Here is a 24,503-nt window from a genome sequence, read left to right on the forward strand (position 1 = left end):
TTTTCCCAAAATAGAGAAGTAAGGTTCTTTTCTAAATGAAAAAAGGTTAATCTTTGAACCTTATAAAGATTTTTTATAACTTTAAAAGGAGGGGGAAGATGAGCAAAAAATTAAAAATTGCAGTAATTGGTGGTGGAAGCAGTTACACACCTGAACTTATCGATGGAATTATTCAAAGAGCTATTGAGTTGCCTGTACATGAAATACAATTAGTTGATATAAAAGAAGGAGAAGATAAGCTAAATATAATATATAGTTTAACAAAGAGAATGATTAAGAAAGCAGGACTTGATATTGAAGTTTACAAAACACTAAACAGAAGAAAAGCTATTGCAAATTCAGATTTTGTGGTTACACAAATTCGTGTTGGTGGTTTAAAAGCTAGAGCTTTAGATGAAAAAATACCTATAAGATATGATGTGATAGGCCAAGAAACAACAGGACCAGGAGGTTTTGCTAAAGCCCTTAGAACTATGCCCGTTATGTTAGAAATATGTAAAGAGATAGAGGAACTTGCACCAAATGCATGGTTGATAAACTTTACTAATCCCGTTAGCATAATTACAGAAATGGTACTAAAGCATACAAACGTTAAAACAATAGGTCTATGCAACGTTCCTGTTGGTATGGTCAATAACATAGCTGAAATTTTAGAATGTGATAAAGCTAATCTAAAGATCGACTTTATCGGACTAAATCATATGGTATATGGCAAAAGGATTTACTTGGAAGGAATAGATATTACAACAAAAGTTATAGATAAGTTGATGGAAGGCAAATCTCCCAACATGAGGAACATACCTGATTTAAATTGGGATCCTGAGCTGATAAAATCTTTAAAAGTTATACCTTGTCCTTACCATAAATATTTTTATATGAAAGACAAAATACTAGAGGAAACAAAACAAGGGTTAACTGAACAAGGCACTAGGGCAGAGCAGGTGATGAAAATAGAAGAAGAATTATTTCAGCTTTATTCACAAAAAGAGGTAGAAGAGAAGCCTAAAAAGTTGGAAGAACGAGGGGGAGCATACTACTCTGAAGCAGCAATATCCCTTATAAGTGCCATTTACAATGACAAAAGTGAGATTCATACAGTGAATATAGGTAATAATGGGGCTATTTCAAGTATGCCTGGTAACGTAGTAGTGGAAGTTAATGCTGTTGTGGGAAAAAACGGAGCAAAACCTATTACAGTAGGTGAACTTCCTACCGAAATAAAAGGACTAGTACAGATGGTTAAAGCTTACGAGCTCTTGACTGTAGAAGCGGGAGTAAACCAATGCTACAGCAGTGGATTAATGGCATTAGTTTCTAATCCCTTAGTTCCCTCAGTAGATGTTGCAAAGCAAATTTTAGATGATATAATTTTAGAAAATAATCGCTATATTACTTTGGATTAGTTGACAAGGAGGAGCATTTAATGGACTATGAATCTATTATATTAAAGATAATCACTCATAGCGGAGAAGCAAAAAGTTTATGTATGGAAGCAATAAAGTATTCTAAACAAGGCGAAATTCAAAAGGGAAGAGATTGCATTGAAGAAGCAAAACAAAAATTAGTGTTAGCCCATGAAGTTCAAACTTCTTTAATTCAATCGGAGGCCCGAGGAGAAAAAATTGAAGTTTCACTACTAGTTGTGCATGCTCAAGATCATCTCATGAATTCAATGACAGTAAAAGACTTAGCTCAAGAGTTTATAGATTTATACAGCAAAGTTCAAAGAATAGAAAGTAAAGTAGAACAATAATAAAAATAGTTATATATTATGTGGCGTTAGCAGTGATACTGTTGATGCCATTTTATTTAGGAGGCTATCATGAAGAAATTGATTATTAACGCAGATGACCTTGGCTTAACAGAAGGCTGCAATAGGGGAATAATAGAATGTATTAAAACCGGTGTTGTTACAAGTACAACTTTGATGGTTAATATGCCCCAAGCGGCAAATGCCATAAAAATGGCTTTGAATAACAACATAAATGAGCTAGGGCTGCACTTGACTTTAACTAGTGGCAGTCCCATCCTTCCCCCTGAAAAAGTTCCTACTTTAGTAGATTCTAGAGGAAAATTTTACCGAAGTATAGACAGACTATTAAAAGTGATGGACATAGAAGATGTAAAAAAAGAACTAGAAGCCCAAACTGCTTTCTACATAAACTATGGCTTAAAATTATCACACATAGATAGTCACCATCATGTTCATACCCATGAAGTAATAAAACAAATAGTTGCACAAATAGCATTAAAAAATAGAGTCCCGGTTAGACAAACAAATGAAGAAATGAAAAACTGGCTAAGGGGGCTAGGAGTAGCAACAACGGATACTTGTATTATGGATTTTTACGGAGAAGATATTTCTGTTGAAAAACTTAAAGAACATATCCTCAGTGCTAAAAATGGCATAATAGAAGTGATGTCTCATCCAGGATATGTTGATTGCAACTTAAAAAAAATAAGCTCATATAATCTACAGCGAGAGCAGGAACTCAGCATTTTAAAGGATAACCAGTTTATGGAATGGCTGTCAGAAAACAAGATAGAATTGGTTTCTTTTACTGATATATAAGGATAAAACCCACTGGAGATATTGTAAAATATTAACTATGTATTATAATTAAGGTAGAATGGCAAAACAATTTTAATAAAATAGAGAAAATAGAATCCCCAATATGCTGACATATCCGCAGGCAATGAATTACCTGCTACGGTGTGTGATTGAGGGTATCGCAGATGTTGGATGATGTCGTAGCGGGGAATTCATTCCCCGTGATATTGTGAGCAGAAATAGGTAGATAGGTTTTGAATTAGAGATATGAATCCCCAATAATGCTGACATATCCGCAGGCAATGAATTACCTGCTACGGGGTGTAATTGAGGATATCGTAAATGTTGGATGATGTCGTAGCGGGGAATTCATTCCCCGTGGTGCTGTGAGCAGAAATAGGTAGATAGGTTATGAATTAGAGATATGAATCCCAAATAATGCTGACATATCCGCAGGCAATGAATTACCTGCTACGGTGTGTGATTGGAGGATATCGCAGATGTTGGAGGGTGTCGTAGCGGGGAATTCATTCCCCGTGGTGCTGTGAGCAGAAATAGGAGATAGGTTTTGAATTAGGGATATGAATCCCAAATAATGCTGACATATCCGCAGGCAATGAATTACCTGCTACGGTGTGTGATTGAGGATATCGTAAATGTTGGATGATGTCGTAGCGGGGAATTCATTCCCCGTGATATTGTGAGCAGAAATAGGTAGATAGGTTTTGAATTAGAGATATGAATCCCAAATAATGCTGACATATCCGCAGGCAATGAATTACCTGCTACGGTGCGTGATTGAGGATATCGTAGATGTTGGATGATGTCGTAGCGGGTAATTCATTCCCCGTGATATTGTGAGCAGAAATTGGTAGATAGGTTTTGAATGAGGATGTGGAATCTCACTTACGCTGACATATCCGCAGGCAATGAATTACCTGCTACGGTGTGTAATTGAGGATATCGTAGATGTTGGAGGGTGTCGTAGCGGGGAGTTCATTCCCCGTGATATTGTGAGCAGAAATTGGTAGATAGGTTTTGAATGAGGATGTGGAATCTCACTTATGCTGACATATCCGCAGGCAATGAATTACCTGCTACGGTGTGTGATTGAGGATATCGTAGATGTTGGAGGGTGTCGTAGCGGGGAATTCATTCCCCGTGGTGCTGGAGCAGAAATAGGTAGATATGTTTTGAATTAGAGATATTGAATCTCACTTATGCTGACATATCCGCAGGCAATGAATTACCTGCTACGGTGTGTGATTGAGGATATCGTAAATGTTGGATGATGTCGTAGCGGGGAATTCATTCCCCGTGATATTGTGAGCAGAAATAGGAGATAGGTTTTGAATTAGGGATATGAATCCCCAATAATGCTGACATATCCGCAGGCAATGAATTACCTGCTACGGGGTGTAATTGAGGATATCGTAAATGTTGGATGATGTCGTAGCGGGGAATTCATTCCCCGTGGTGCTGTGAGCAGAAATAGGTAGATATGTTTCGAATTAGGATATGGAAGACAATGATGCTTTCTTTTAAGAAATAGTATAGCAAAACGTAAGCTCAGAATGACATTTCCACTAGGTAGATGGGGGATTTTAAAACTATCTAAACTGGGGTTATACCAAAAAGTTGTGTTTTTCAGTCGCCTAAAAAAGTTTATAAGGAGGGGCTTTTCTTGAAAACAATTATCAAAAATGCAAAGGTTATAGCACCACATGAAGTTATTGACGGGTCCAGTGTTGTTATTGAGGAAGGGAAAATAGTAGATGTTTTAGATAGCACCAGTAAATTATCTAAAAAGGACCATTCAGTTATAGATGCCCAAGGAAAGTATTTATCTCCAGGATTTATTGATATCCATAATCATGGTAATTCTGGATATGATTTTATGGATAGTACTTTTGAAGCTATAGAAAAAATAGCGGAATTTCATTTAAAAAATGGTGTAACAGGCTTTTTAGCTACCACAATTACAGCGTCTAAGGAAGAAACTATAAACGCGCTAAAAAATGTAAAAGACTATATTAATAATGTCCAAAAAGATAAAGCAAAAATACAAAGTGAGTTACTAGGAGTGTATTTGGAAGGACCATATTTTTCGCAAAAGAAAAAAGGGGCACAACCCCTTAAGCATATAAAAAACCCTGATGTTAATGAATTAAAAGAGCTGGTAACTATCTCGGGAAACAGCATAAAGGTGGTGGCGTTAGCTCCTGAGTTGCAGGGGGCTAGTAAGGTTTTGGGATACCTGGAAAAACAAGGTATAGCACCGTTTGCTGGACATACCGATGGTTCTTTTGAAGAAATCAAAAAGGCTATTTTTCACGGATTGGTAGGTACAACTCACTTGTTTAATGGAATGAGAGGATTTTCCCATCGAGAGCCTGGTGCAGTAGGTGCTGTGTTAATTGATGAGCGTGTTATGTGTGAATTAATATGCGATGGAATCCATGTTCACCCCGGAGCTATGGAGCTAGCATATAAATTAAAGGGTAAAGAAGGACTGATTTTAGTGTCTGATGCTATGATGGCCGCTGGATTGCCAGAAGGTGAATATCAGTTAGGTGGGCAAAAAGTATTTGTTAAAGGTAAAGCGGCAAGGCTAGAAAACGACTCTTTAGCAGGATCCACCCTTACTTTAAATAAAGCTGTTTATAATATGATAAATATGGTTGGTATCCCTGTTTGCGAAGCAGTTCGCATGGCTACATTAAACCCTGCACAAATGATAGGGGTATCTCGAGATAAAGGGAGTATAGAAGCAGGCAAAGATGCGGACTTAATTATTTTTGACGATGAAATAAATGTAACAGATGTAATAATTGGTGGAATTACTAGGAGGTATTAAATTGAAAATATTAGTAGGGAAAAATTATGATAGAGTTAGCGAAATGACAGCAAATATAATTGCTACAAAAGTTAAAGAAAAACCTGATGCCGTTTTAGGACTAGCAACTGGTGGAACCCCCAAGGGTGTTTATAAGCGATTAATAGCTATGTACAATGATAAAAAAATTGACTTTTCCAAAGTTAAAACTTTTAACTTAGATGAATATTATGGCCTAAGTAGTAATCATCCTCAAAGCTATGCTTACTATATGAAGACTAATTTTTTTGACTATATTAACATCAAGGAGGAAAACGCCCATATCCCTGATGGATTAGCACAAGATATTGATGAAGAATGTCACCGGTATGAGCAGGCGATTAAAGATTGCGGTGGCATCGATTTACAACTTTTAGGTATCGGACATAATGGGCATATAGGCTTTAACGAGCCAGATGATGCATTGCATACTTCCACACACTTGGTAAACTTGCATGAAAAAACAATAAGTGCCAACAGTCGTTTTTTTGGAAAGGATGAAGAAGTTCCTCGTCAAGCGATAACTATGGGGATAGGCTCGATATTTGGAGCAGATGAAATTGTGTTGATAGCATCTGGGGAGGATAAAGCAGAAATTATTGCTAAAATGATAAATGGACAGTTATCATCAAAACTACCAGCTTCAATGCTTCAAATTCACAAATCGCTGACAATAATTATAGATGAGCCTATTCAAAAGCATCTTTATGCCGAAGGTGTGTTAAAAGAGCAGTTAAAAGTAGTGTAAAATTAAAAAGGAATAAAAAAATGGAACAAGATAAAATGTTCCATTTTTTTATATGCTACTTTAAAGCTATGTCTATTTCCATCTCTCCAATACTGGTTTGTAATGGAAGAGCTAATGAGGTAGTGTCCTTTGGAATCTCAGGTGCTTTATCTATGTAAACCTTAGGGGTTGAGATATCACAATCATACCTTGATGAAGAAAGGTTTGTGGCTGCATTTCCACTTATTATATTTGTAACTTCCTTCAACGCAGAAGTTACGAAGCTATCTATGGTATCTATGTCCATACCAGACATTATCTTAATCATTTCTATCGGCATTTGTTTAGGAAATCTATAGATAATAACACCTGACAAATCTCCAGTTACATCAATTTTAACAGAGACCGCATTGTCACCTTTGTTAGAGGCGGGTTGAATAATATTATCTTTACTGACATCTAAATCCAGCATCATTTTAAAAACTTCAGTGGTAGCTTGATAAAACGGGTTTACAAATTCAGCATTCACTACTTCTTCCCTCCTTTGATATTCGCATAATCGGCAATTTTTTGGTCATGGGATGCCACATGGTTTATAAGCCATGCCATAAGTTTTCCGGCAAAAGACTGAACCAAGTCTTCCTTAAAACCTTCCTTTTCAAATTTTTCAGCAAACTGATTTACTTCATTTTTGAATTCTTCATGAATTTTTACATGCTCTTTATACTCAGGAAAGTTAATCTCTTTCATATACCTTTCCTCATCGTCAAAATGAACAACAACATATTCCTGCATAAAGCTCATGGTAGATTTCACTTTTTCTAACTTATCTTCCCAATCACCATCTTTACGAACAGTGCTGACAAAATCAGTCACTCTGCTAAATAACTCTTGGTGCTGATTATCGACCTTTTCTACACCTACTTTATACTTATCTTTCCACATAATCTCGCCTCCGTATTTAAAATGGTTATTATTACTGTTAATTTAATTGTACTACAAATAGGAGGTTTTTAAAATACTAGAAAGATAATTTAATATTACTATCTGCCTACTTAAAAAGAAAACTTTCCTGACAGTTAATGGACTTTTACAGAGGGGTTTATTATCATAAAAATTAGGGGTAAGGAGGTGAATTTTATGTAAGAATTAACATTAGGCTGAAAAATAGCTGGGTTTACAATATTATAAGGGAGGTAAAAAAATGTTTAAAAGATTTATTGCACTGTTTTTGAGTTTGACAGTTCTATTAACTTCAAGTAATGTTCTTTTTGCTAATAATAAGAGCGCGGTAAATGCAAACGGAAAGACTGTTTATGTAGATGGGGTTGAATACTTTGTTAGTGTGGATGAAGAATTTAACACAATAGTGGAAACCGTTGGCATAGAAAATCAAGCAAAACTTATTCTAGGAAAAAATGGAAATGGATTTATTACTGTTAATAATAGTGATATAAAGGGATATAGCATTAATAATAATGATAAAATTGGAGAAGTAAAAGTTAATGAGTTAAATGGTCAGAATATAGATGCAAAAATAAAACCCTTAGGCGGTAAAAATGAATCTGTTCATTTAAAAAACATAAACGACTTGAATAGTGCTACATTCAATGAGGTAGGAGTTCAATCGGTTACAGCTGGAACTATAATTATCGGAGGATCCTTATTAAAAGCATTACTAGCAGCTGGGTTAGCGATTACTGTTGCAGGTATTACAGTCTATGCTGTAGAATCAGTTATTGACCAAGTAAGGGAGAATAGACAAAAGTTTTATAAAGCGTACTTACGTCGAAATAATGTTTATATTGCTCCAAAACCAATTCCTAGAACTCAGGCAGTTACTAGGGTTGCAAGTGGTGGCAAAGACTCTGACGTTTACACTTATCAACAGTTTAGAGCCAGATCTCTTGTGGAATCAACTGGGTATGGTGTCTCTCAAGTAGAGAATCATAGACGTTATCGATTACAGCCCGGGACTTTCTTTGATCATTATCATCCTATTCCCAGAAATGGTTCTCATGTGTTTTTTGGCACTCCTAAATAATTTACATTTTATTATAAATGAGGTGATCCATATAGTAATCATAAATATAAAAAATCCCACAAAGCAGGTATATAAAGACTTATTAGCTGTAGCTTTTGAGGTCTGTGATATATTTGTTTTAGTTGTAAGAAAAGACCTGGATAAGAATGATAGCTTAAATACTATTTTGCAAAGGCTTGAACCCTTTCTTATTAAAAGTAGAGAACAATCAAAATGGCCTGGCACAACTACTTATGGCGAAGAACCGGTAGCAAAGGTTCATTATTATAGAACCGATAATGCCGCCAAAGATATACTAATACAAGCCGCTGATTCACTATATAAATGGATCCAGCCCGAGCTTCCAGAAGACTTATCTTTTTTAAAAAGAGAAAAGGAATGGCTTATCAACACTTCACATGAGAAAGACTGTCTTATTATTACAAATGAAAAAGCAGAAATAAATAATATCGTTAATATTGAAGGAATTAAGACAAAGATGGAAAAAATAGAAGGTTAAATATCAACTGTTAGTTATTCATTTAATACTTAAAAGGGAAAGTCACATAAAAAAAACTCATTCATGTGGCTTTCCCTTTATTAAACAAATTAAATGGATGCTACAGGATAAACTTATCTTTTCACTCCTTTTGAAGCATAATAATTATAACCCTTTATCGCAGATGTAACTGGCTGAACCCACTTCATTATATGACGGGACGCTTTAGTCAGGTTGCCGACGGGTTTAATAAACAATCAGCGGAGTAAGGAAACCACACTGATTGAAGTTTTCTTTAAAGGAGTGTTTTAAATGTTGTCGAAAGTAGCAAAGGTTTTTGTAGCCTCTATTTTATCGGTTTTGTTATTGTCGTCCTTTGCTGTAGCGGAAATTAAGGTAAATAATCCTTATGAAAATGTAAAATGGGATAGCTTTGGTCAATATAAAGGAAATTTGCATACTCACACAAACCACAGTGAAAAATACAATCCATCAGCGTTAAAGCCAGAACAACTTATTTTAGAATACAGTAATCGTGACTATGATATATTGGCTATAACAGACCACAACACATTAACTTGGCCATGGGATGATTATACTAAAGAAAATAGCTTAAAGATGTTACCAGTGCAAGGCAATGAAATATCTAACACTCACCATTTATTAAGCTTATTTTCTGATTTTAATACTACAATGAGTAATGAAAAAGAAGTTCTTAAGCAAATAGGAGAGAAAGAGGGGTTAGCTATTATGGCACACCCTGGCAGATATAACGCTTCCTCAAAATGGTATGCTAACTTATTTGTAACATACCCTCACCTTGTTGGCATGGAAGTTATTAATCAAGGTGATAGGTATCAAGATGACAGGGAAATGTGGGATAAAACATTATCTGTATTACCTCCGGACAATCTATGCTGGGGATTTGCCAATGACGACACCCATAAAGTTGAACATATAGGGAGAGATTGGAATATATTTCTACTACCGGAGCTAACTGAGGAAGATTTAAAAGATTCTATGATTACAGGAGCTTTTTACTTTTCCTCTATAAGTACATTAGAAAATGTTGTGGGGTGCCCTCCCATAATAAATGAGATAAATGTTGATGAAAAGCTGAATACAATTTCAATTAGCGCCCAAAATTCTCAAAAAGTAGTTTGGATATCAGAGGGGAATATAATTCATATAGGTGACTCGGTAAACTATAAGAACGCAAAAGGTATGGGGAGCTATGTTAGGGCAGAAATAATTGGAGAGGGAGGGGTGAGTTACACTCAGCCCTTTGGTATAAAAAAATAGATTAAAGAAGAGATAACAGACGTTCCACTTAAAAATAAGACAAGAATAGTCCGTTATTATATTAGATGTTCAAATATAATAACGGACTTTCTTTATCAATTTTCACCAAACCATGCTATTTGATATGTTTTTTTATTTTTAATTTAATGTATAACTTCTCTCCCAAGTATCACTTTTAGTTATCCCAGCAGGGAATCCTGCTATTTCAACCCCAAGCGTAAAATATCCATCTACTTTGAAATTAACTGTATCTCTAGGAACAACATTTGAACTAATGGTGTACGTGGAATTAGTTTGAGTCCAACTTATTCCGATTTGAATTCCTGATAGATAACTATTAATGTTGCGCACAGGGTTAGATGACGTAAATTGTAGGTACTGTGTTTGATATGGGACTCTTTGGTAATCGTATTTAAAAGAGATATTTTTCCAGCAAGCTGCTTTAATTCCCCACCCAGCAAATGGAGAGTACCATCTCAAAGTATCAATATCTGTGGATGAACCAAAAGAAAATGGCGCCACTTGGTTTTGTAATCGTACTTCAGTTTTATCATCCATATCTTTAAAACCAAAATCTGATATAAATTCCTCAAATTCTTCTATGGAATCAAATTTTAAAAAAGATGATATGTCTGAAGTATCTTCATCAAAATTAAAATCATACTCTAATGCTAAATCCTCTAGGCTATCTTTAATTGTTTGTTCATTACTTGATGCTTCTACAGGAATTATAAAAACTAATGTCAAAATCAAACATAAACTCATAACCCTTAAAAATTTTCCCATAAATTCCATTCCCTTCTTTTTTTAAATTTAACATAATGATATCATAACTTCAGAAAAAGTAAATATTTTTTTCTGAATACAGAAAATATTTTTTCATTTGTTTTTAAAAAGCTTTTCTAAAAAACTCTTTTTCCTTCGCTTTTAATAAATACTAATACTTGATTCTCAATCACTTCTAAAATAGGTAAATAGCTATCATTTAACTGCTGCTGCCGTTGTTGCTGTTGTTACTGCGGCTTTTTTCAACATCAAAAGAACTATGTATCTCAGTATCTAGAAGTTCCTGTGTTTCTTCTGCGGTTAGGTTACGTTTACTTGCTAACGTCATGTGCTGTTATCTCTTCTTTTCTTGGGCTATCATTGTTTCTAACCATTTACCCAAATCTGGCAAACCCAGTGGTTGACCATTCATTTTTTTTGATACTTCTCTAAATTGTCTAAGGGTGCCCATAAGAACAACATCTGTTGTTTTGTCTTTGCAATTAACAGTATTAGCGCTAACTGCAGCTTCGCCACCTTTTGAAAGCATCTCCTGCTTTAAAATGTTAGCAGCGGTGGTTGACATTTTGCTAATTTTAATTGTTTTAAAAATACTTTTTTCTGCCATTAGATTAATCGATGGCAAGCTTGCATTAACGGCTTCTACTTCTTTTTTGGCTTCCGAAAATGTTGTTATATTTAATTCTTTTATCTCCATATTAAGCCTCCTGGCAACCTATAATTTATATTTTCTTTAATGGATTTGTTGTGTTTAAATTATTTATCCTTTTACTATAGGGTAAACAATAATTTAACAGGAAAAACATGCTTTTGAACGAGCAAGTCTATAAATAAAATTATATCATCAAAATAATGGAATTTAAATAAAATCAGTTGTAAATCAAAAATATGTAATTGGTATATTACCCTTTAATATTAAAGAAAAATATTGTATAATGTGATAGATTTTAATAATATAATAGGTCATTAGATGGAGGTGGCGACAATGTATAAAATCATTGCTATTGATATTGATGGAACCCTTATAGATTCAGGGGGAAATATACAACCCAATACTGCAAAGGCAATTAAAACTGCCTGTGCTCAAGGGATAGTAGTTACATTATCTACTGGAAGGAGCTATCACTCCGCACTTTACTATGCTAAAAAACTTAATATAAAAGCACCTCTTATCAGCGCCAATGGCAGCATGATTCGCGATCCTTTAAATGGAGAGGTAAAGCAATGCCATAATTTTTCGAATAAAAATCTTAGCAAAATATTAGGTGCGCTTAAAAGCGAAAAAGAGCTATTTATTCAAGGTTACCATTTAGATGGTATAGTTTCCTTTGGCAAAAATAACATAATAAATTTAACTAAGATGTTAAATGGAACTAATAGATTCTCTTTAAAAAATACTTTGCGAATGTTAAAAGATTATAAAGAAAGCAAAGTTCGAATTAAAAGGAACCTAACAGTAGATGACGGGTATCAAATTCATAAATTTTTTATAGTAGGACCTAAAAAAGGGTGTAAATTTTTAGAGGAAAAGTTAGAAAGATTTCAGTGTGTTATTGAGCCCCACTATATAGGAAATCATGGTTATTTAGAGATAATACCCAATAGGGTGTCTAAAGGAGAAGGGTTACGTTGGTTAGCTAAATACTACAATATCCCTATGGAACAAACAATAGCCATAGGTGATAGCGGAAACGATGTTTCCATGTTTAAGAAATCTGGCATGGCAATAGCCATGGCAAATGGAACAAAGGAAGCCAAAAGCAATGCAGATCATATTACATTCAGTAATAATGACAACGGTGTTGCAACAGCGATAAAAGAGTTTGCATTAGTTAGTAAAAAAGATTTTGGTATAGTAAAGCGCATAGTATAAAAACAAGACTTAATCATTAATTGATTAAGTCTTGTTTTTTTATGGCGGTTAACTGGCAGTAAATTTAAATCATCAGGAAAAAAACCAAAAGGTTAGTTTTTTACCAACAATCAATGAGGAATGGAGAAATTATTCAGCTATTGGTCGTTTTTTTATGCAACAAAGAAACGGCGTTGTAACTCAAATGAGATAATTTTGCAAAAAAAGAAAAAGTTTGTTATAGTTGAGATGATAATAGAGAAGATGTAAATACAGGACTAGCTAGCATATCCGCAGGCAATGAATTACCTGAGATAGTGGTAATCAGAGGTAAGAAGTCGGAGGTTGGTAAGTAGCGGGGAATTCATTCCCCGTGGAATGTGAGCAGAAATTGGTAGATATGTTTTGAACTATGATATTAAATTTCACTGACGCTAGCATATCCGCAGGCAATGAATTACCTGCTACGGGTGTGATTGGAAGATGCCGTAGATGTTGGATGGTGTCGTAGCGGGGAATTTATTCCCCGTGGGAATGTGAGCAGAAATTGGTAGATAGGTTTTGAACTATGATATAGAACGTCACTGACGCTAGCATATCCGCAGGCAATGAATTACCTGAGATAGTGGTAATCAGAGGTAAGAAGTCGGAGGTTGGTAAGTAGCGGGGAATTCATTCCCCGTGGATTGTGAGCATAGATTGGTAGATATGTTTTGAACTATGATATTGAACCTCACTGACGCTAGCATATCCGCAGGCAATGAATTACCTGCTACGGCGTGTGATTAGGAGATGTCGTAGATGTTGGATGGTGTCGTAGCGGGGAATTCATTCCCCGTGGGGTTGCGTGCTGAAAATGGGAGATTTATTCCATGAATGTGGTTGTTTGTAACTTTCTTTTTTTATATTTTGGGATATAAAAATATGAGGAGGTGAACGTAGTGCCTCTTAAACATTATTACCAAGGACACCATTATTATTTCATAACTACAATAACTAAAAATCGAACACCTATATTTGAAGATACTATTGCCTGTGAGTTATTTTTGAATATTTTAACCTACCATAAATTTAACTGTAACTATAACATCATAGCTTTTGTTATCATGCCTGACCATGCTCATATAGTTATACAGCCCACTAATGAAGAAAATAACATCTCTCTAATTATGAAAAAAATAAAAGGTAGCTTTTCAAGGTGTTATAACAAAAAATATCACAGGCATGGTGCAGTTTTCCAACAAGGATTTTATGATAGGATAGTCAAAGATGAAAAAGAACTAGAAAAAACAATAGATTATATCCATCATAATCCAGTGAGATCTAAGTTAGTTTCAGAGGCAGATAAATACAATTATTCAAGTTATAATTTTTATCATAATAATTATAAGAGATTTAGTTTGATATTACATAATGATTTTGATTAAAAACTCTAACTGACGCTAGCATATCCGCAGGCAATGAATTACCTGCTACGGGTGTGATTGGAAGATGCCGTAGATGTTGGATAATGTCGTAGCGGGGAATTCATTCCCCGTGGGAATGTGAGCATAGATTGGCAGATATGTTTTGAACTATGATATTGAACCTTACTGACGCTAGCATATCCGCAGGCAATGAATTACCTGCTACGGGTGTGATTGGAAGATGCCGTAGATGTTGGATAATGTCGTAGCGGGGAATTCATTCCCCGTGGGAATGTGAGCATAGATTGGCAGATATGTTTTGAACTATGATATTGAACCTTACTGACGCTAGCATATCCGCAGGCAATGAATTACCTGCTACGGGTGTGATTGGAAGATGCCGTAGATGTTGGATAATGTCGTAGCGGGGAATTCATTCCCCGTGGGAATGTGAGCATAGATTGGCAGATATGTTTTGAACTATGATATTGAACCTTACTGACGCTAGCATATCCGCAGGCAATGAATTACCTGCTACGGGTGTGATTGGAAGATGCCGTAGATGTTGGATAATGTCGTAGCGGGGAATTCATTCCCCGTGGGAATGTGAGCATAGATTGGCAGATATGTTTTGAACTATGATATTGAACCTTACTGACGCTAGCATATCCGCAGGCAATGAATTACCTGCTACGGGTGTGATTGGAAGATGCCGTAGATGTTGGATAATGTCGTAGCGGGGAATTCATTCCCCGTGGGAATGTGAGCATAGATTGGCAGATATGTTTTGAACTATGATATTGAACCTTACTGACGCTAGCATATCCGCAGGCAATGAATTACCTGCTACGGGTGTGATTGGAAGATGCCGTAGATGTTGGATAATGTCGTAGCGGGGAATTCATTCCCCGTGGGAATGTGAGCATAGATTGGCAGATATGTTTTGAACTATGATATTGAACCTTACTGACGCTAGCATATCCGCAGGCAATGAATTACCTGCTACGGGTGTGATTGGAAGATGCCGTAGATGTTGGATAATGTCGTAGCGGGGAATTCATTCCCCGTGGGAATGTGAGCATAGATTGGCAGATATGTTTTGAACTATGATATTGAACCTTACTGACGCTAGCATATCCGCAGGCAATGAATTACCTGCTACGGGTGTGATTGGAAGATGCCGTAGATGTTGGATAATGTCGTAGCGGGGAATTCATTCCCCGTGGGAATGTGAGCATAGATTGGCAGATATGTTTTGAACTATGATATTGAACCTTACTGACGCTAGCATATCCGCAGGCAATGAATTACCTGCTACGGGTGTGATTGGAAGATGCCGTAGATGTTGGATAATGTCGTAGCGGGGAATTCATTCCCCGTGGGAATGTGAGCATAGATTGGCAGATATGTTTTGAACTATGATATTGAACCTTACTGACGCTAGCATATCCGCAGGCAATGAATTACCTGCTACGGGTGTGATTGGAAGATGCCGTAGATGTTGGATAATGTCGTAGCGGGGAATTCATTCCCCGTGGGAATGTGAGCATAGATTGGCAGATATGTTTTGAACTATGATATTGAACCTTACTGACGCTAGCATATCCGCAGGCAATGAATTACCTGCTACGGGTGTGATTGGAAGATGCCGTAGATGTTGGATAATGTCGTAGCGGGGAATTCATTCCCCGTGGGAATGTGAGCATAGATTGGCAGATATGTTTTGAACTATGATATTGAACCTTACTGACGCTAGCATATCCGCAGGCAATGAATTACCTGCTACGGGTGTGATTGGAAGATGCCGTAGATGTTGGATAATGTCGTAGCGGGGAATTCATTCCCCGTGGAATGTGAGCAGAAATTGGTAGATATGTTTTGAACTATGATATTGAACCTCACTGACGCTAGCATATCCGCAGGCAATGAATTGCCTGCTACGGGTGTGATTGGAAGATGCCGTAGATGTTGGATAATGTCGTAGCGGGGAATTCATTCCCCGTGGAATGTGAGCAGAAATTGGTAGAAATGTTTTGAATTATGATATTGAATTTCACTTATGCTACCATATCCGCAGGCAATGAATTGCCTGCTACGGCGTGTGATTAGGAGATGTCGTAGATGTTGGATGGTGTCGTAGCGGGGAATTTATTCCCCGTGGGAATGTGAGCATAGATTGGTAGATATGTTTTGAACTATGATATTGAACCTCACTGACGCTTCCATATCCGCAGGCAATGAATTACCTGCTACGGCGTGTGAGTGGGGGTGTCGTAGATGTTGGATGGTGTCGTAGCGGGGAATTCATTCCCCGTGGGATTTATAAAATGAAACTGGAGGGATTTTATAATGGCAAAATCATTACCATTAAGAAATGAAATTGACAGAAAATATAAATGGAAAGTAGAGGATATATATGAAAATTGGTCTAAGTGGCAGACCGATTACGATGATGTCAAGAAAAAAATTGAAAGGTTTGAAAAGTATAAAGGAAAATTAAATGACGAAAAAGCCTTGCTAGAATGTCTTTATTTGAGAGACGAACTAGGTGAAAAACTAGGCAAACTATTTACTTTTACTAGCTTAAAGAGAGATGAAGACACTTCCAACTCAACGCATCAAACTTATTACCAAAAAGGTGAAACTTTATATTCACAGGCGATGACCGCCATTTCTTTTATCGTCCCTGAAATACTATCATTGGGTAAAAGCAAAATAGAAAAACTTTTAGAGCAAGAGCCAAAACTTCAATTCTACAGCTTTTATTTAGAGAATATCTTAAGGTTAGAGCCTCATACTTTATCTATGGAAGAGGAAAAACTTTTATCTTTATCCCAAGAACTTAACAACGGGCCAGCATCGGTGTTTGGAATGTTTAACAATGCAGATATTAAATTCCCCACTATTAATGATGAAAATGGACAAAAAGTTGAACTTTCCCATGGTAGATATGTAAAATTTTTAATGTCCAAAGATCGTAGGGTGCGTCAAGAAGCCTTTGAAGCCATGTACTCAACTTATGATAAATTTAAAAATACCTTAGCAGCTAATTACGGAACCAGAATAAAAGGGGATATATTCTATGCTAAAGCTAGAAAGTACAATAACTCTTTAGAAGCGGAGCTATATCCTGATAACATTCCTACCGAAGTGTATTACAACGTAGTAGACACTATTAACAAACACTTAAAATCACTGCATCGGTATGTGGCTCTAAAAAAGAAAATGCTAAAATTAGAAAAACTGCACATGTACGATGTCTATACTCCCTTAGCATCCAACTTCTCTATGGAAATTCCCTACGAAGAAGCAAAAAAAATAGTGCTTAAGGGATGCGAAAAGCTGGGAGAAGAATATATTGGTATAATGGATAAAGGTCTGGAAGAAGGTTGGATTGACGTTTATGAGAACAAAGGAAAAAGAAGTGGAGCATACTCTTCGGGATCTTATGGCACAAAACCGTATATTTTATTAAACTATGATGACACGTTAAACTCAACATTTACATTAGCACATGAGCTGGGACATTCTATTCATAGCTATCTTTCTCAAAAAAATCAGCCGTTTACATACTCTCGGTACAATATATTTGCTGCGGAAGTAGCTTCGACAGTTAATGAAGCTCTTTTAAATGATTATTTAATGGAAACAACTACAGATAAAGAAAAAAGGTTTTATATTATAAACCAATACTTAGAAGCAATAAGAGGCACAGTTTTTCGTCAAGCAATGTTTGCAGAATTTGAGTTAAAAGCCCATGAATTAGTTGAAGAAGGCAACCCAATTACCGCAGACGCATTACAGAATTTGTGGATAAATCTTAACGAAAAGTATTTTGGTCACGATGCTGTCATTGATGAGCCCATTAGTATGGAATGGGCTAGAATTCCACATTTTTATAGAAGTTATTATGTCTTTAAGTATGTAACTGGATTTTCTGCAGCTACATCTATAGCAGAGGATATTCTAAGTAATAAACCTCAAGCTAAAGAAAATTACCTAGCTTTCTTAAAAGGTGGAGGCAGTGATTATGCAATGAACTTGCTAAAAAAAGCAGGGGTAGATATGACTAAACCAGACCCGATAGAAAAAACTATAGCTGTATTTGATAGATTAATGGATGAATTAGAAGAATTGATGTCTTGATGTAAAAAAAGAGCCTTAGGGCTCTTTTTTTACAATTATAAATGATTTTTTATCGCAGTTTATTTAACTGTATGGGGTACTAAAGTCAAAATTAGCTCATTGTCCAATTATCAATCAGCAGAAAGGAGACTGATTGAATTGTCAATTTATCTCATAAAAAAAGAAATAAGATTAAAAAACCTTAATGTTTCATTGTAGTTTGTTGTTATCTGTTATCCGCTGTGATATTTTTAAGTAAATAAAAAAATATAAATACATCTGTTTTTATAAAGCATAGTATATAAAAGATTGATTTTTAGTCGAGCAAAAGTTTACTTTAGAAAGGTGGCTAATTTTAATGAGGGTGCTTTATTTGGAAATGGACTTTAAAATTTATCAGTGTGAGAGTTTAAAGGTTAAACGCAATATTAGCAATAGCTTAGCCGAAAAACTTAGAAATAAGTTTAATGTTTCTGTTGCTCAAAAACACTTCCCCAATCAAAAAAATAAATTTATGTTGGGAATTTGTAGTGTATCGATAAATCTGCAACAATTGGATAAACTAAGACAGAGAATAGTTAACTATATCGATAATTCTGAACATGAAATTGAAGTAGATGCAATTCACCATGAGATTTTGTAAAGAATAAAATGGTATTTTACGCATAAATATTGTATTAAAACACAATAGAAAATTACGTAATGGTCTGGGTAAAGATTGGTGAATTTCTACTATTCACCCGGGTTATTTTGACCCGAGCTATTAAAGAAACAGGATGAATACCCAGATAAAGAAAAGGCGAATTATAAAATTATTTATAAAAAATCCTTTAAACTAGGATGTGTTTTTATAACTATAACAAGATGATAGGTAATTGCAAATGAGAACAGATCACCCCAAGAACTCAGAATAACATATAAGGTAGTTTAGGGGGTTTTAAAAAAATTTATTATATCAAAATATCAAGTGTTTTAGAGTTTGCAATCGCCAATAAAAGAAGAAAATAGGAGGGTACCCATGGGTCACCGAATAAAAGGACTTGGCTATACCGTTTTATATGGTGATAAAGCAAAAGATATGGGGGAGTATGCTTTGCTATCGTTAAAAAGGTTGTCGCCAAAATTAAAAAACCAGTATTTTTCTTGGGACTCAAAATACTGTATCGAAAAAATAAAAGGGCAGTTTGGCCATCCTAGCTATGTTATAGATGGTCTTTATAGTGGCGAGGTAAAGGTATGGGTTTTATTAACTTCAACTGGAAATGTGATTTATATTGAGGGTTGGCCTTCAGTAGAGCCGGCAGCTCTATACGTTCATTGCAAAACTTTTGATGAAACAATCACCACTTTTTGCAAATGGTTAACGGTATCTAATAATGCTAAACACTTAAAGGTATTAGATGGAGGTAAAACAGTTGCATACTCATAAAAAAGAATATTTTCAAGTCGATAGAAACACACTAATAGCATAATATTGTCTAAGGAGGTTGCAAAGTGAAAGAAGTTAGGCTAGGAGATGTCCAATTCACCCCTAGGGTGTCAGAAGAAATCATCGACCAGTTTATTAGAGATTTACCAGAACATAAAAAAGAATCCCTATATGAAATAATGAAACAATTATCAGACCATGACTTAATAGAGCTTCAAGGGTTTAAATATTCCCAAGATGAAGATTGCTAAAACACTGCTCCGAATAATTTCGGTAGCGGTGTTTATTTTTTATGTTATTAGGTAAAACTATGCAATATCACTAAATTTGTTTTTAGGAGGCATTGGGCATGAAAAAAGCATTTAGAAAAATAATACGTAAAGTGTCTCCACCTAAGCTGCTAAACCAACCAATGAATAAAAGCAGCGACGGTAAAAAAGTTCATGCTTCTTTAAAGAAGAATCACGACTACTTACAGAACCTATTTAAAGACTGTGATGATATAGATTTTCGAAAAATAAAAATAGCTGACTCTTCGATAACAGTGCTAATAGTTTATGTAGATGGGCTTTCGGCTCAGGAGACAATTGGCGCCGATATAGTAAGATCTCTCACAATATTGTCGCCAACTTCCAAAGAAATGAAGTTTACCAAAGAGAATATCCACCAACGCTTGCTAAGTGTAGCTCAAGCTGAGGAAAAAAATGAGTTTGATAATGTGGTTGAATCTCTGCTTGGTGGAGAGGTTTTGTTATTTGTCGATGGTATCAATACTTCTTTTTCTATCGATTTGAGAAGTTGGGAAGGAAGAACAGTTGAAGAGCCCAGCAATGAGCAAACGATTAGGGGACCTAGAGAGGGGTTTACAGAGACCCTTAGGTTTAACACAGCGTTAATTAGAAGAAGAATTAAAAATAATGACTTGAAAATGAAGCATTTAAAAGTGGGGCGGCAAAGTAAAACCGATGTAGTTATATCATACTTTGCAAGCATTGCCGATGATGTTGTAGTGAAAGAAGTGGAGGAACGAATAAAAAAAATAGATATAGATGGGGTGCTAGAAAGTAGTTACATAGAAGAGTTGATAGAGGAGAGAAGTATAAGTATTTTCCCCCAAATATTAAACACCGAGCGCCCTGATAGGGTAGTGGGGCATTTATTGGAAGGGAAGGTAGTGATTTTAGTTGATAACACTCCTTTTGCTCTGGTGTTGCCGGTGGCTTTAGCGCAGTTTTTTCACTCTCCAGAAGACCATTACAATCGCTATGTTTACACGTTTGTTACTAGGCTATTTAGGTTACTAGGCTTTTTTTTAGCTACTTGTTTGCCTGCAATATATGTAATTTTGACCAGCTACAGATATGAGATGATACCTATTGATATAATATTTTCTATAGCTGAGACTCGAGAAGAGCTGCCTTTTAGCCCTTTTATGGAAGCTCTTTTACTGGAGCTAGTTGTAGAGTTTTTGCGGGAAGCAACATTGCGACTTCCCGGCCCTATCGGTCAGACTATAGGTATAGTAGGTGCCTTAGTGATCGGGGAAGCGGCTGTTCAAGCAAGGCTGATTAGCCCTATATTAGTAATTTTTACCGCAACCACCATGCTAGGCAGCTTTGCTATACCAAATTATAATATGGCCTCCTCTGTGCGCCTTTTAAGGTTTCCCTTGCTTTTTGCCTCAGGGTTGTTAGGTGGTTTTGGCTTTGTCTTAACTTGGATGGTTATTTTTATTCACTTGTGTAACCTTCATAGTTTTGGAGTTCCTTTTCTACAGCCTTTCTCTCCGCTAAAACTATCTGAGCAAAGAGACAATATTTTTCGCATCCCCATAAGGTGGCTGAGAAAACGGCCAATTCAATCTGCAAAGCCAGAGAATATAAAGCGTCAGAAGGGAGTGGAAGACGACGATGAAAAGGCATGAACAAAGGAAGATTAGCCAGTTTGAATGGTATTCAATTTTACTGGGGGCGTTAATAGGAGTGGGAATAACCACGTTGCCCCGAGAAATTACTGCAACTGCTGGCCGAGATGGCTGGGTAACAGTTACGGTAGCTACGGTTTTAGTGCTGCTATATAGTCAAATATGCATTTATTATGCAAAAATGTTTCCCGACAAAACACTAGCCCAATCCAGTGTTCTAGTGCTAGGAAAATATTTAGGTTCAGCACTTATAGTTTTATATGCTATTTATACCTTTTTCACTGCGGCAATAGTTCTTAGAATGTTTATGGAATTAGTGTATGTTTACTTGCAGATAACTGTTCCTTTGCTTTTCGCCATGTTTATAAATATGGTTGTAATAGTTTATTTAAGCCGGTGCGGATTATCCACAGTTGCCCGCTTTACTATTGTAGTATTATATGCAACAGCCCCATTGTTTTTTTTGTTTTTTCAACCTATTATGTTTCGTGAATATGTTAATCTTTTGCCGGTGTTTGAAAAGGGGATTGCCCCTTCGTTACTTGCTACTCAGGAAGCAGTTCTTGCTTTTTTAGGGGTGGAATTAATTTTAATTTTCTACCCATATATTAACAATAAAAATAGTTTTAGCAAAGTGACAACCTTAGCTATCGGCTCTGTGTGGTTTATTTACACTTCGATAATAGTGGTAATAGTGATGATGATGGGTATCGAACAAGTGGAAATTACATACTGGCCTTTTCTGGAATATATGAAGCTTGTAGAAATGGAGATTTTTGAGAGATTGGACACCTTGTTTATTTATATGTGGACATCTAAGGTTTTGCTTGTAGCAGGCATTCAATATTTTGCTGGTACTTTTTCTTTGGCTCATTTAACCAACAAAGATTATCACGACATTTGGACGTTAGCTTGCTGGCCCATTGTAATTGCTATAACGTGGTACCCTGATAGCACCCCTCAAATTGAAGAATTAGCAGGGTATGTGGGTTTGTATGGTGGAATTTTAGTGGGGGTTATGCCAATTCTTTTAATAACAGTGGCAAAGTTAAGGGGGATTAGAAATGAAAACTAAAATAACGGTAACATTGTTAATTATACTTATGTGTTGTACCGGGTGTTTAAGAGGTGAGATGAACATAATTGACGAGTTGGCTATTATTATCGCTATGGGATTTGAGACCTTTCCTGAAGAAGATCCCGATAAAGTAACAATTACCACAATAAACCCCCTTTTTGGCGAAAGGGCAGAGGATCAGACAAGGCTCATGTCGGTTAGCGGTTTTGGTCTTGCAGGGGCTATGGATAATTGGCAGCGTTTTAGAAATAGAGAAATGGCTATTGGAAAAGTACAGTTAATAGTATTTGGTGAAAACTTAACAAACCAAGGGATTATCGAAAAAACTCAAGATTTGAGGCAGATCCCAGATATCGAAGTAAGAAGCGATGTGGTTTATTTTCCCGGTGATCCTAAAGATATTCTAGCCTTAAAACCTCCGGAGGAACAGCGGATTGGCACATATATAACAGATAACCTTAGAATTATGGACCAAGAAGGATTTAGCCCTCAGGTGACCCTTCATGATTTATGGACAAATATTTTAACAGAAGGTCGGGATCCATTTATGCCAATGGTGGAAATTGAAGAAAATGAAAACACACCTTATTTTAGCGGTATGGCGCTGTTAGATGAGAATGGAAAGCTTGCAACAATATTAGACTTTGCTGAAAGTAAACTGCTATATATGTTGCTGGCTAGGCATTCTAATCCCACAATGACTACAAAAATAAATGGAGGTGAAGAACTTGGCGAAGGATTAGTTATATTCAAAATCAGTTCCAGTGAAAAAGAAATAAAAACAAATTTGAATAATGAAGAGTTGGAGATTACTATAGTTAACAACATAAAAATGAGTATTGAAGAAATAGAAGTGAGGGGGGCGGAAGTGTTAACAGAGGAAAGCTTTGAGATTTTTTCCGATGAAATAGCTGCAGATTTGACGCTAGCAATTACGGCTTTGATAGAAAAACTTCAGAATGCTAATACAGATCCCCTAGGGTTGGGGCATTTTGTTAGAATACAGCAAACGGAGTACTATCATCAGGGTACATGGAGAGAGGATTATCCTAACATTGATATTAAAGTAGAAACTAATATTGAAACTATTAGAGGAACTACCTTTGAAAGAACCTATTAAGGCTTAAATTTCTTTAAAAGGTGATTTTCTTGCTGTGCAGAATATTATTTAAATAAATATTTGCATAGAAGGAACAGCATGAAGGAGTTTTATTTTGTCATAAACCCCAGGTCGGCCCAATGGTAGCACTGAAAAATACTTGCCTCGCATTAAATAACCATTGTACAATAAAGAAGTGTGACTTTGAATATTAAGTTGACTTCCAGCTCCCTATCAAGCTGAATAGCTATGAACCCTATAAGAATGAATTCCCCTCTACGGCAGATTTCACATCTTCATCATGTCGTAACAGGTAATTCATTGCCTGCGGAATGACATCGCAATTGAATGTACGGCTACTCTACCATAGTCCATGAACAACATAATAATCCCCGGGGAATGAATTCCCCTCTACGGCAGATTTCACATCTTCATCATGTCGTAGCAGGTAATTCATTGCCTGCGGAAATGATATCGCAAATTGAATGCGAGGTATATTCTAGCATAGTCCATGAACAACATAATAATCCCCGGGGAATGAATTCCCCTCTACGGTAGATTTCACATCATCATCATGTCGTAGCAGGTAATTCATTGCCTGGGGAAATGACATCGCAATTGAATGTACGGCTACTCTACCATAGTTCATGAACAAGATAATAATCCCCGGGGAATGAATTCCCCTCTACTTACCAACCTCCGACTTCTTACCTCTGATTACCACTATCTCAGGTAATTAATTGCCTGCGGATATGCCAATAGACATGAACAACATAACAATTCTAAACCTAAGCACTTTTAGTAAGCAGGGAGTTCATTGTACTTAC

Annotated in this window: 22 protein-coding genes; 17 read left to right on the forward strand and 5 right to left on the reverse strand. The window is 36.1% G+C overall.

Annotated elements, in window-relative coordinates:
• The first annotated feature begins 98 nt into the window (after positions 1-98).
• From PRVXT_RS02265 to nagB, 5 genes are all read left to right on the forward strand, one after another.
• Positions 99-1,403, forward strand: a complete 1,305-nt coding sequence (locus PRVXT_RS02265) for a 6-phospho-beta-glucosidase (RefSeq protein WP_350344079.1) — start codon at positions 99-101, stop codon at positions 1,401-1,403.
• A 20-nt stretch (positions 1,404-1,423) separates the two neighbouring features.
• Positions 1,424-1,753, forward strand: a complete 330-nt coding sequence (locus PRVXT_RS02270) for a PTS lactose/cellobiose transporter subunit IIA (protein ID WP_350344080.1) — start codon at positions 1,424-1,426, stop codon at positions 1,751-1,753.
• Between the two features lie 69 nt (positions 1,754-1,822).
• The gene (gene chbG, locus PRVXT_RS02275) at positions 1,823-2,572 is read left to right on the forward strand and encodes a chitin disaccharide deacetylase (RefSeq protein WP_350344081.1); all 750 of its coding nucleotides are present in this window, start codon (positions 1,823-1,825) and stop codon (positions 2,570-2,572) included.
• 1,663 nt (positions 2,573-4,235) lie between these two features.
• Entirely contained in the window at positions 4,236-5,408 is a 1,173-nt protein-coding gene (gene nagA, locus PRVXT_RS02280) for an N-acetylglucosamine-6-phosphate deacetylase (protein ID WP_350344082.1), read from the forward strand.
• A gap of 1 nt (position 5,409) precedes the next feature.
• Positions 5,410-6,174 carry a glucosamine-6-phosphate deaminase gene (nagB, locus tag PRVXT_RS02285; protein ID WP_350344083.1) on the forward strand — a complete coding sequence of 255 codons (765 nt, stop codon included), beginning with the start codon at positions 5,410-5,412 and terminating at the stop codon, positions 6,172-6,174.
• 55 nt (positions 6,175-6,229) lie between these two features.
• On the opposite strand, the gene PRVXT_RS02290 is transcribed toward nagB, so the two are convergent.
• Both PRVXT_RS02290 and PRVXT_RS02295 read right to left on the reverse strand, forming a co-directional pair.
• Complete coding sequence (locus PRVXT_RS02290; RefSeq protein ID WP_350344084.1) at positions 6,230-6,682, reverse strand: chemotaxis protein CheX; 453 nt, start codon at positions 6,680-6,682, stop codon at positions 6,230-6,232.
• Complete coding sequence (locus tag PRVXT_RS02295) at positions 6,682-7,098, reverse strand: bacteriohemerythrin (protein ID WP_434064305.1); 417 nt, start codon at positions 7,096-7,098, stop codon at positions 6,682-6,684. The genes PRVXT_RS02290 and PRVXT_RS02295 overlap by 1 nt, the downstream gene beginning before the upstream one ends.
• A 259-nt stretch (positions 7,099-7,357) precedes the next feature.
• Between PRVXT_RS02295 and PRVXT_RS02300 the strand changes: the two genes are divergently transcribed.
• The 3 genes from PRVXT_RS02300 to PRVXT_RS02310 all read left to right on the forward strand — a co-directional run bounded on the left by PRVXT_RS02300 (position 7,358) and on the right by PRVXT_RS02310 (position 9,977).
• The gene (locus tag PRVXT_RS02300; RefSeq protein ID WP_350344085.1) at positions 7,358-8,197 is read left to right on the forward strand and encodes a hypothetical protein; all 840 of its coding nucleotides are present in this window, start codon (positions 7,358-7,360) and stop codon (positions 8,195-8,197) included.
• Positions 8,198-8,219: 22 nt separating this feature from the next.
• Complete coding sequence (locus PRVXT_RS02305; RefSeq protein WP_350344086.1) at positions 8,220-8,696, forward strand: stage III sporulation protein AH; 477 nt, start codon at positions 8,220-8,222, stop codon at positions 8,694-8,696.
• Between the two features lie 291 nt (positions 8,697-8,987).
• On the forward strand, positions 8,988-9,977 hold the full coding sequence (locus PRVXT_RS02310) for a PHP domain-containing protein (RefSeq protein WP_350344087.1): 990 nt from the start codon (positions 8,988-8,990) through the stop codon (positions 9,975-9,977).
• A gap of 138 nt (positions 9,978-10,115) precedes the next feature.
• Here PRVXT_RS02310 and PRVXT_RS02315 read toward each other — a convergent pair whose 3' ends face one another.
• The 3 genes from PRVXT_RS02315 to PRVXT_RS02325 form a co-directional block, all read right to left on the reverse strand.
• Positions 10,116-10,763 carry a hypothetical protein gene (locus tag PRVXT_RS02315; protein WP_350344088.1) on the reverse strand — a complete coding sequence of 216 codons (648 nt, stop codon included), beginning with the start codon at positions 10,761-10,763 and terminating at the stop codon, positions 10,116-10,118.
• Between the two features lie 199 nt (positions 10,764-10,962).
• Positions 10,963-11,091 (reverse strand): hypothetical protein, encoded by a 129-nt coding sequence (locus PRVXT_RS02320; protein WP_350344089.1) that lies wholly within the window; start codon positions 11,089-11,091, stop codon positions 10,963-10,965.
• Between the two features lie 6 nt (positions 11,092-11,097).
• The gene (locus PRVXT_RS02325; protein WP_350344090.1) at positions 11,098-11,460 is read right to left on the reverse strand and encodes a hypothetical protein; all 363 of its coding nucleotides are present in this window, start codon (positions 11,458-11,460) and stop codon (positions 11,098-11,100) included.
• A gap of 288 nt (positions 11,461-11,748) precedes the next feature.
• Here PRVXT_RS02325 and PRVXT_RS02330 point away from each other — a divergent pair, with 288 nt between their 5' ends.
• The 9 genes from PRVXT_RS02330 (at position 11,749) to PRVXT_RS02370 (ending at position 23,697) form a co-directional block, all read left to right on the forward strand.
• The gene (locus PRVXT_RS02330) at positions 11,749-12,636 is read left to right on the forward strand and encodes an HAD family hydrolase (protein WP_350344091.1); all 888 of its coding nucleotides are present in this window, start codon (positions 11,749-11,751) and stop codon (positions 12,634-12,636) included.
• 920 nt (positions 12,637-13,556) lie between these two features.
• Entirely contained in the window at positions 13,557-14,042 is a 486-nt protein-coding gene (locus PRVXT_RS02335) for an REP-associated tyrosine transposase (RefSeq protein WP_350344092.1), read from the forward strand.
• Between the two features lie 2,328 nt (positions 14,043-16,370).
• Entirely contained in the window at positions 16,371-18,167 is a 1,797-nt protein-coding gene (gene pepF, locus PRVXT_RS02340) for an oligoendopeptidase F (protein ID WP_350344093.1), read from the forward strand.
• 337 nt (positions 18,168-18,504) lie between these two features.
• Positions 18,505-18,789 carry a DUF503 domain-containing protein gene (locus PRVXT_RS02345; protein ID WP_350344094.1) on the forward strand — a complete coding sequence of 95 codons (285 nt, stop codon included), beginning with the start codon at positions 18,505-18,507 and terminating at the stop codon, positions 18,787-18,789.
• 375 nt (positions 18,790-19,164) lie between these two features.
• Positions 19,165-19,575, forward strand: coding sequence for a hypothetical protein (locus PRVXT_RS02350; protein ID WP_350344095.1), 411 nt, complete (start codon positions 19,165-19,167; stop codon positions 19,573-19,575).
• Between the two features lie 65 nt (positions 19,576-19,640).
• A complete protein-coding gene (locus tag PRVXT_RS02355) occupies positions 19,641-19,826 on the forward strand; it encodes a hypothetical protein (RefSeq protein ID WP_350344096.1) in 186 nt (61 codons plus the stop codon).
• A 98-nt stretch (positions 19,827-19,924) separates the two neighbouring features.
• Entirely contained in the window at positions 19,925-21,499 is a 1,575-nt protein-coding gene (locus PRVXT_RS02360; protein WP_350344097.1) for a spore germination protein, read from the forward strand.
• Positions 21,486-22,574 (forward strand): GerAB/ArcD/ProY family transporter, encoded by a 1,089-nt coding sequence (locus tag PRVXT_RS02365; protein WP_350344098.1) that lies wholly within the window; start codon positions 21,486-21,488, stop codon positions 22,572-22,574. The genes PRVXT_RS02360 and PRVXT_RS02365 overlap by 14 nt, the downstream gene beginning before the upstream one ends.
• Positions 22,564-23,697 carry a Ger(x)C family spore germination protein gene (locus PRVXT_RS02370; RefSeq protein ID WP_350344099.1) on the forward strand — a complete coding sequence of 378 codons (1,134 nt, stop codon included), beginning with the start codon at positions 22,564-22,566 and terminating at the stop codon, positions 23,695-23,697. The genes PRVXT_RS02365 and PRVXT_RS02370 overlap by 11 nt, the downstream gene beginning before the upstream one ends.
• Positions 23,698-24,503 lie beyond the last annotated feature (806 nt).

Origin of the sequence: Proteinivorax tanatarense (assembly GCF_040267685.1) — a bacterium.
GTDB lineage: Bacteria > Bacillota > Proteinivoracia > Proteinivoracales > Proteinivoracaceae > Proteinivorax > Proteinivorax tanatarense.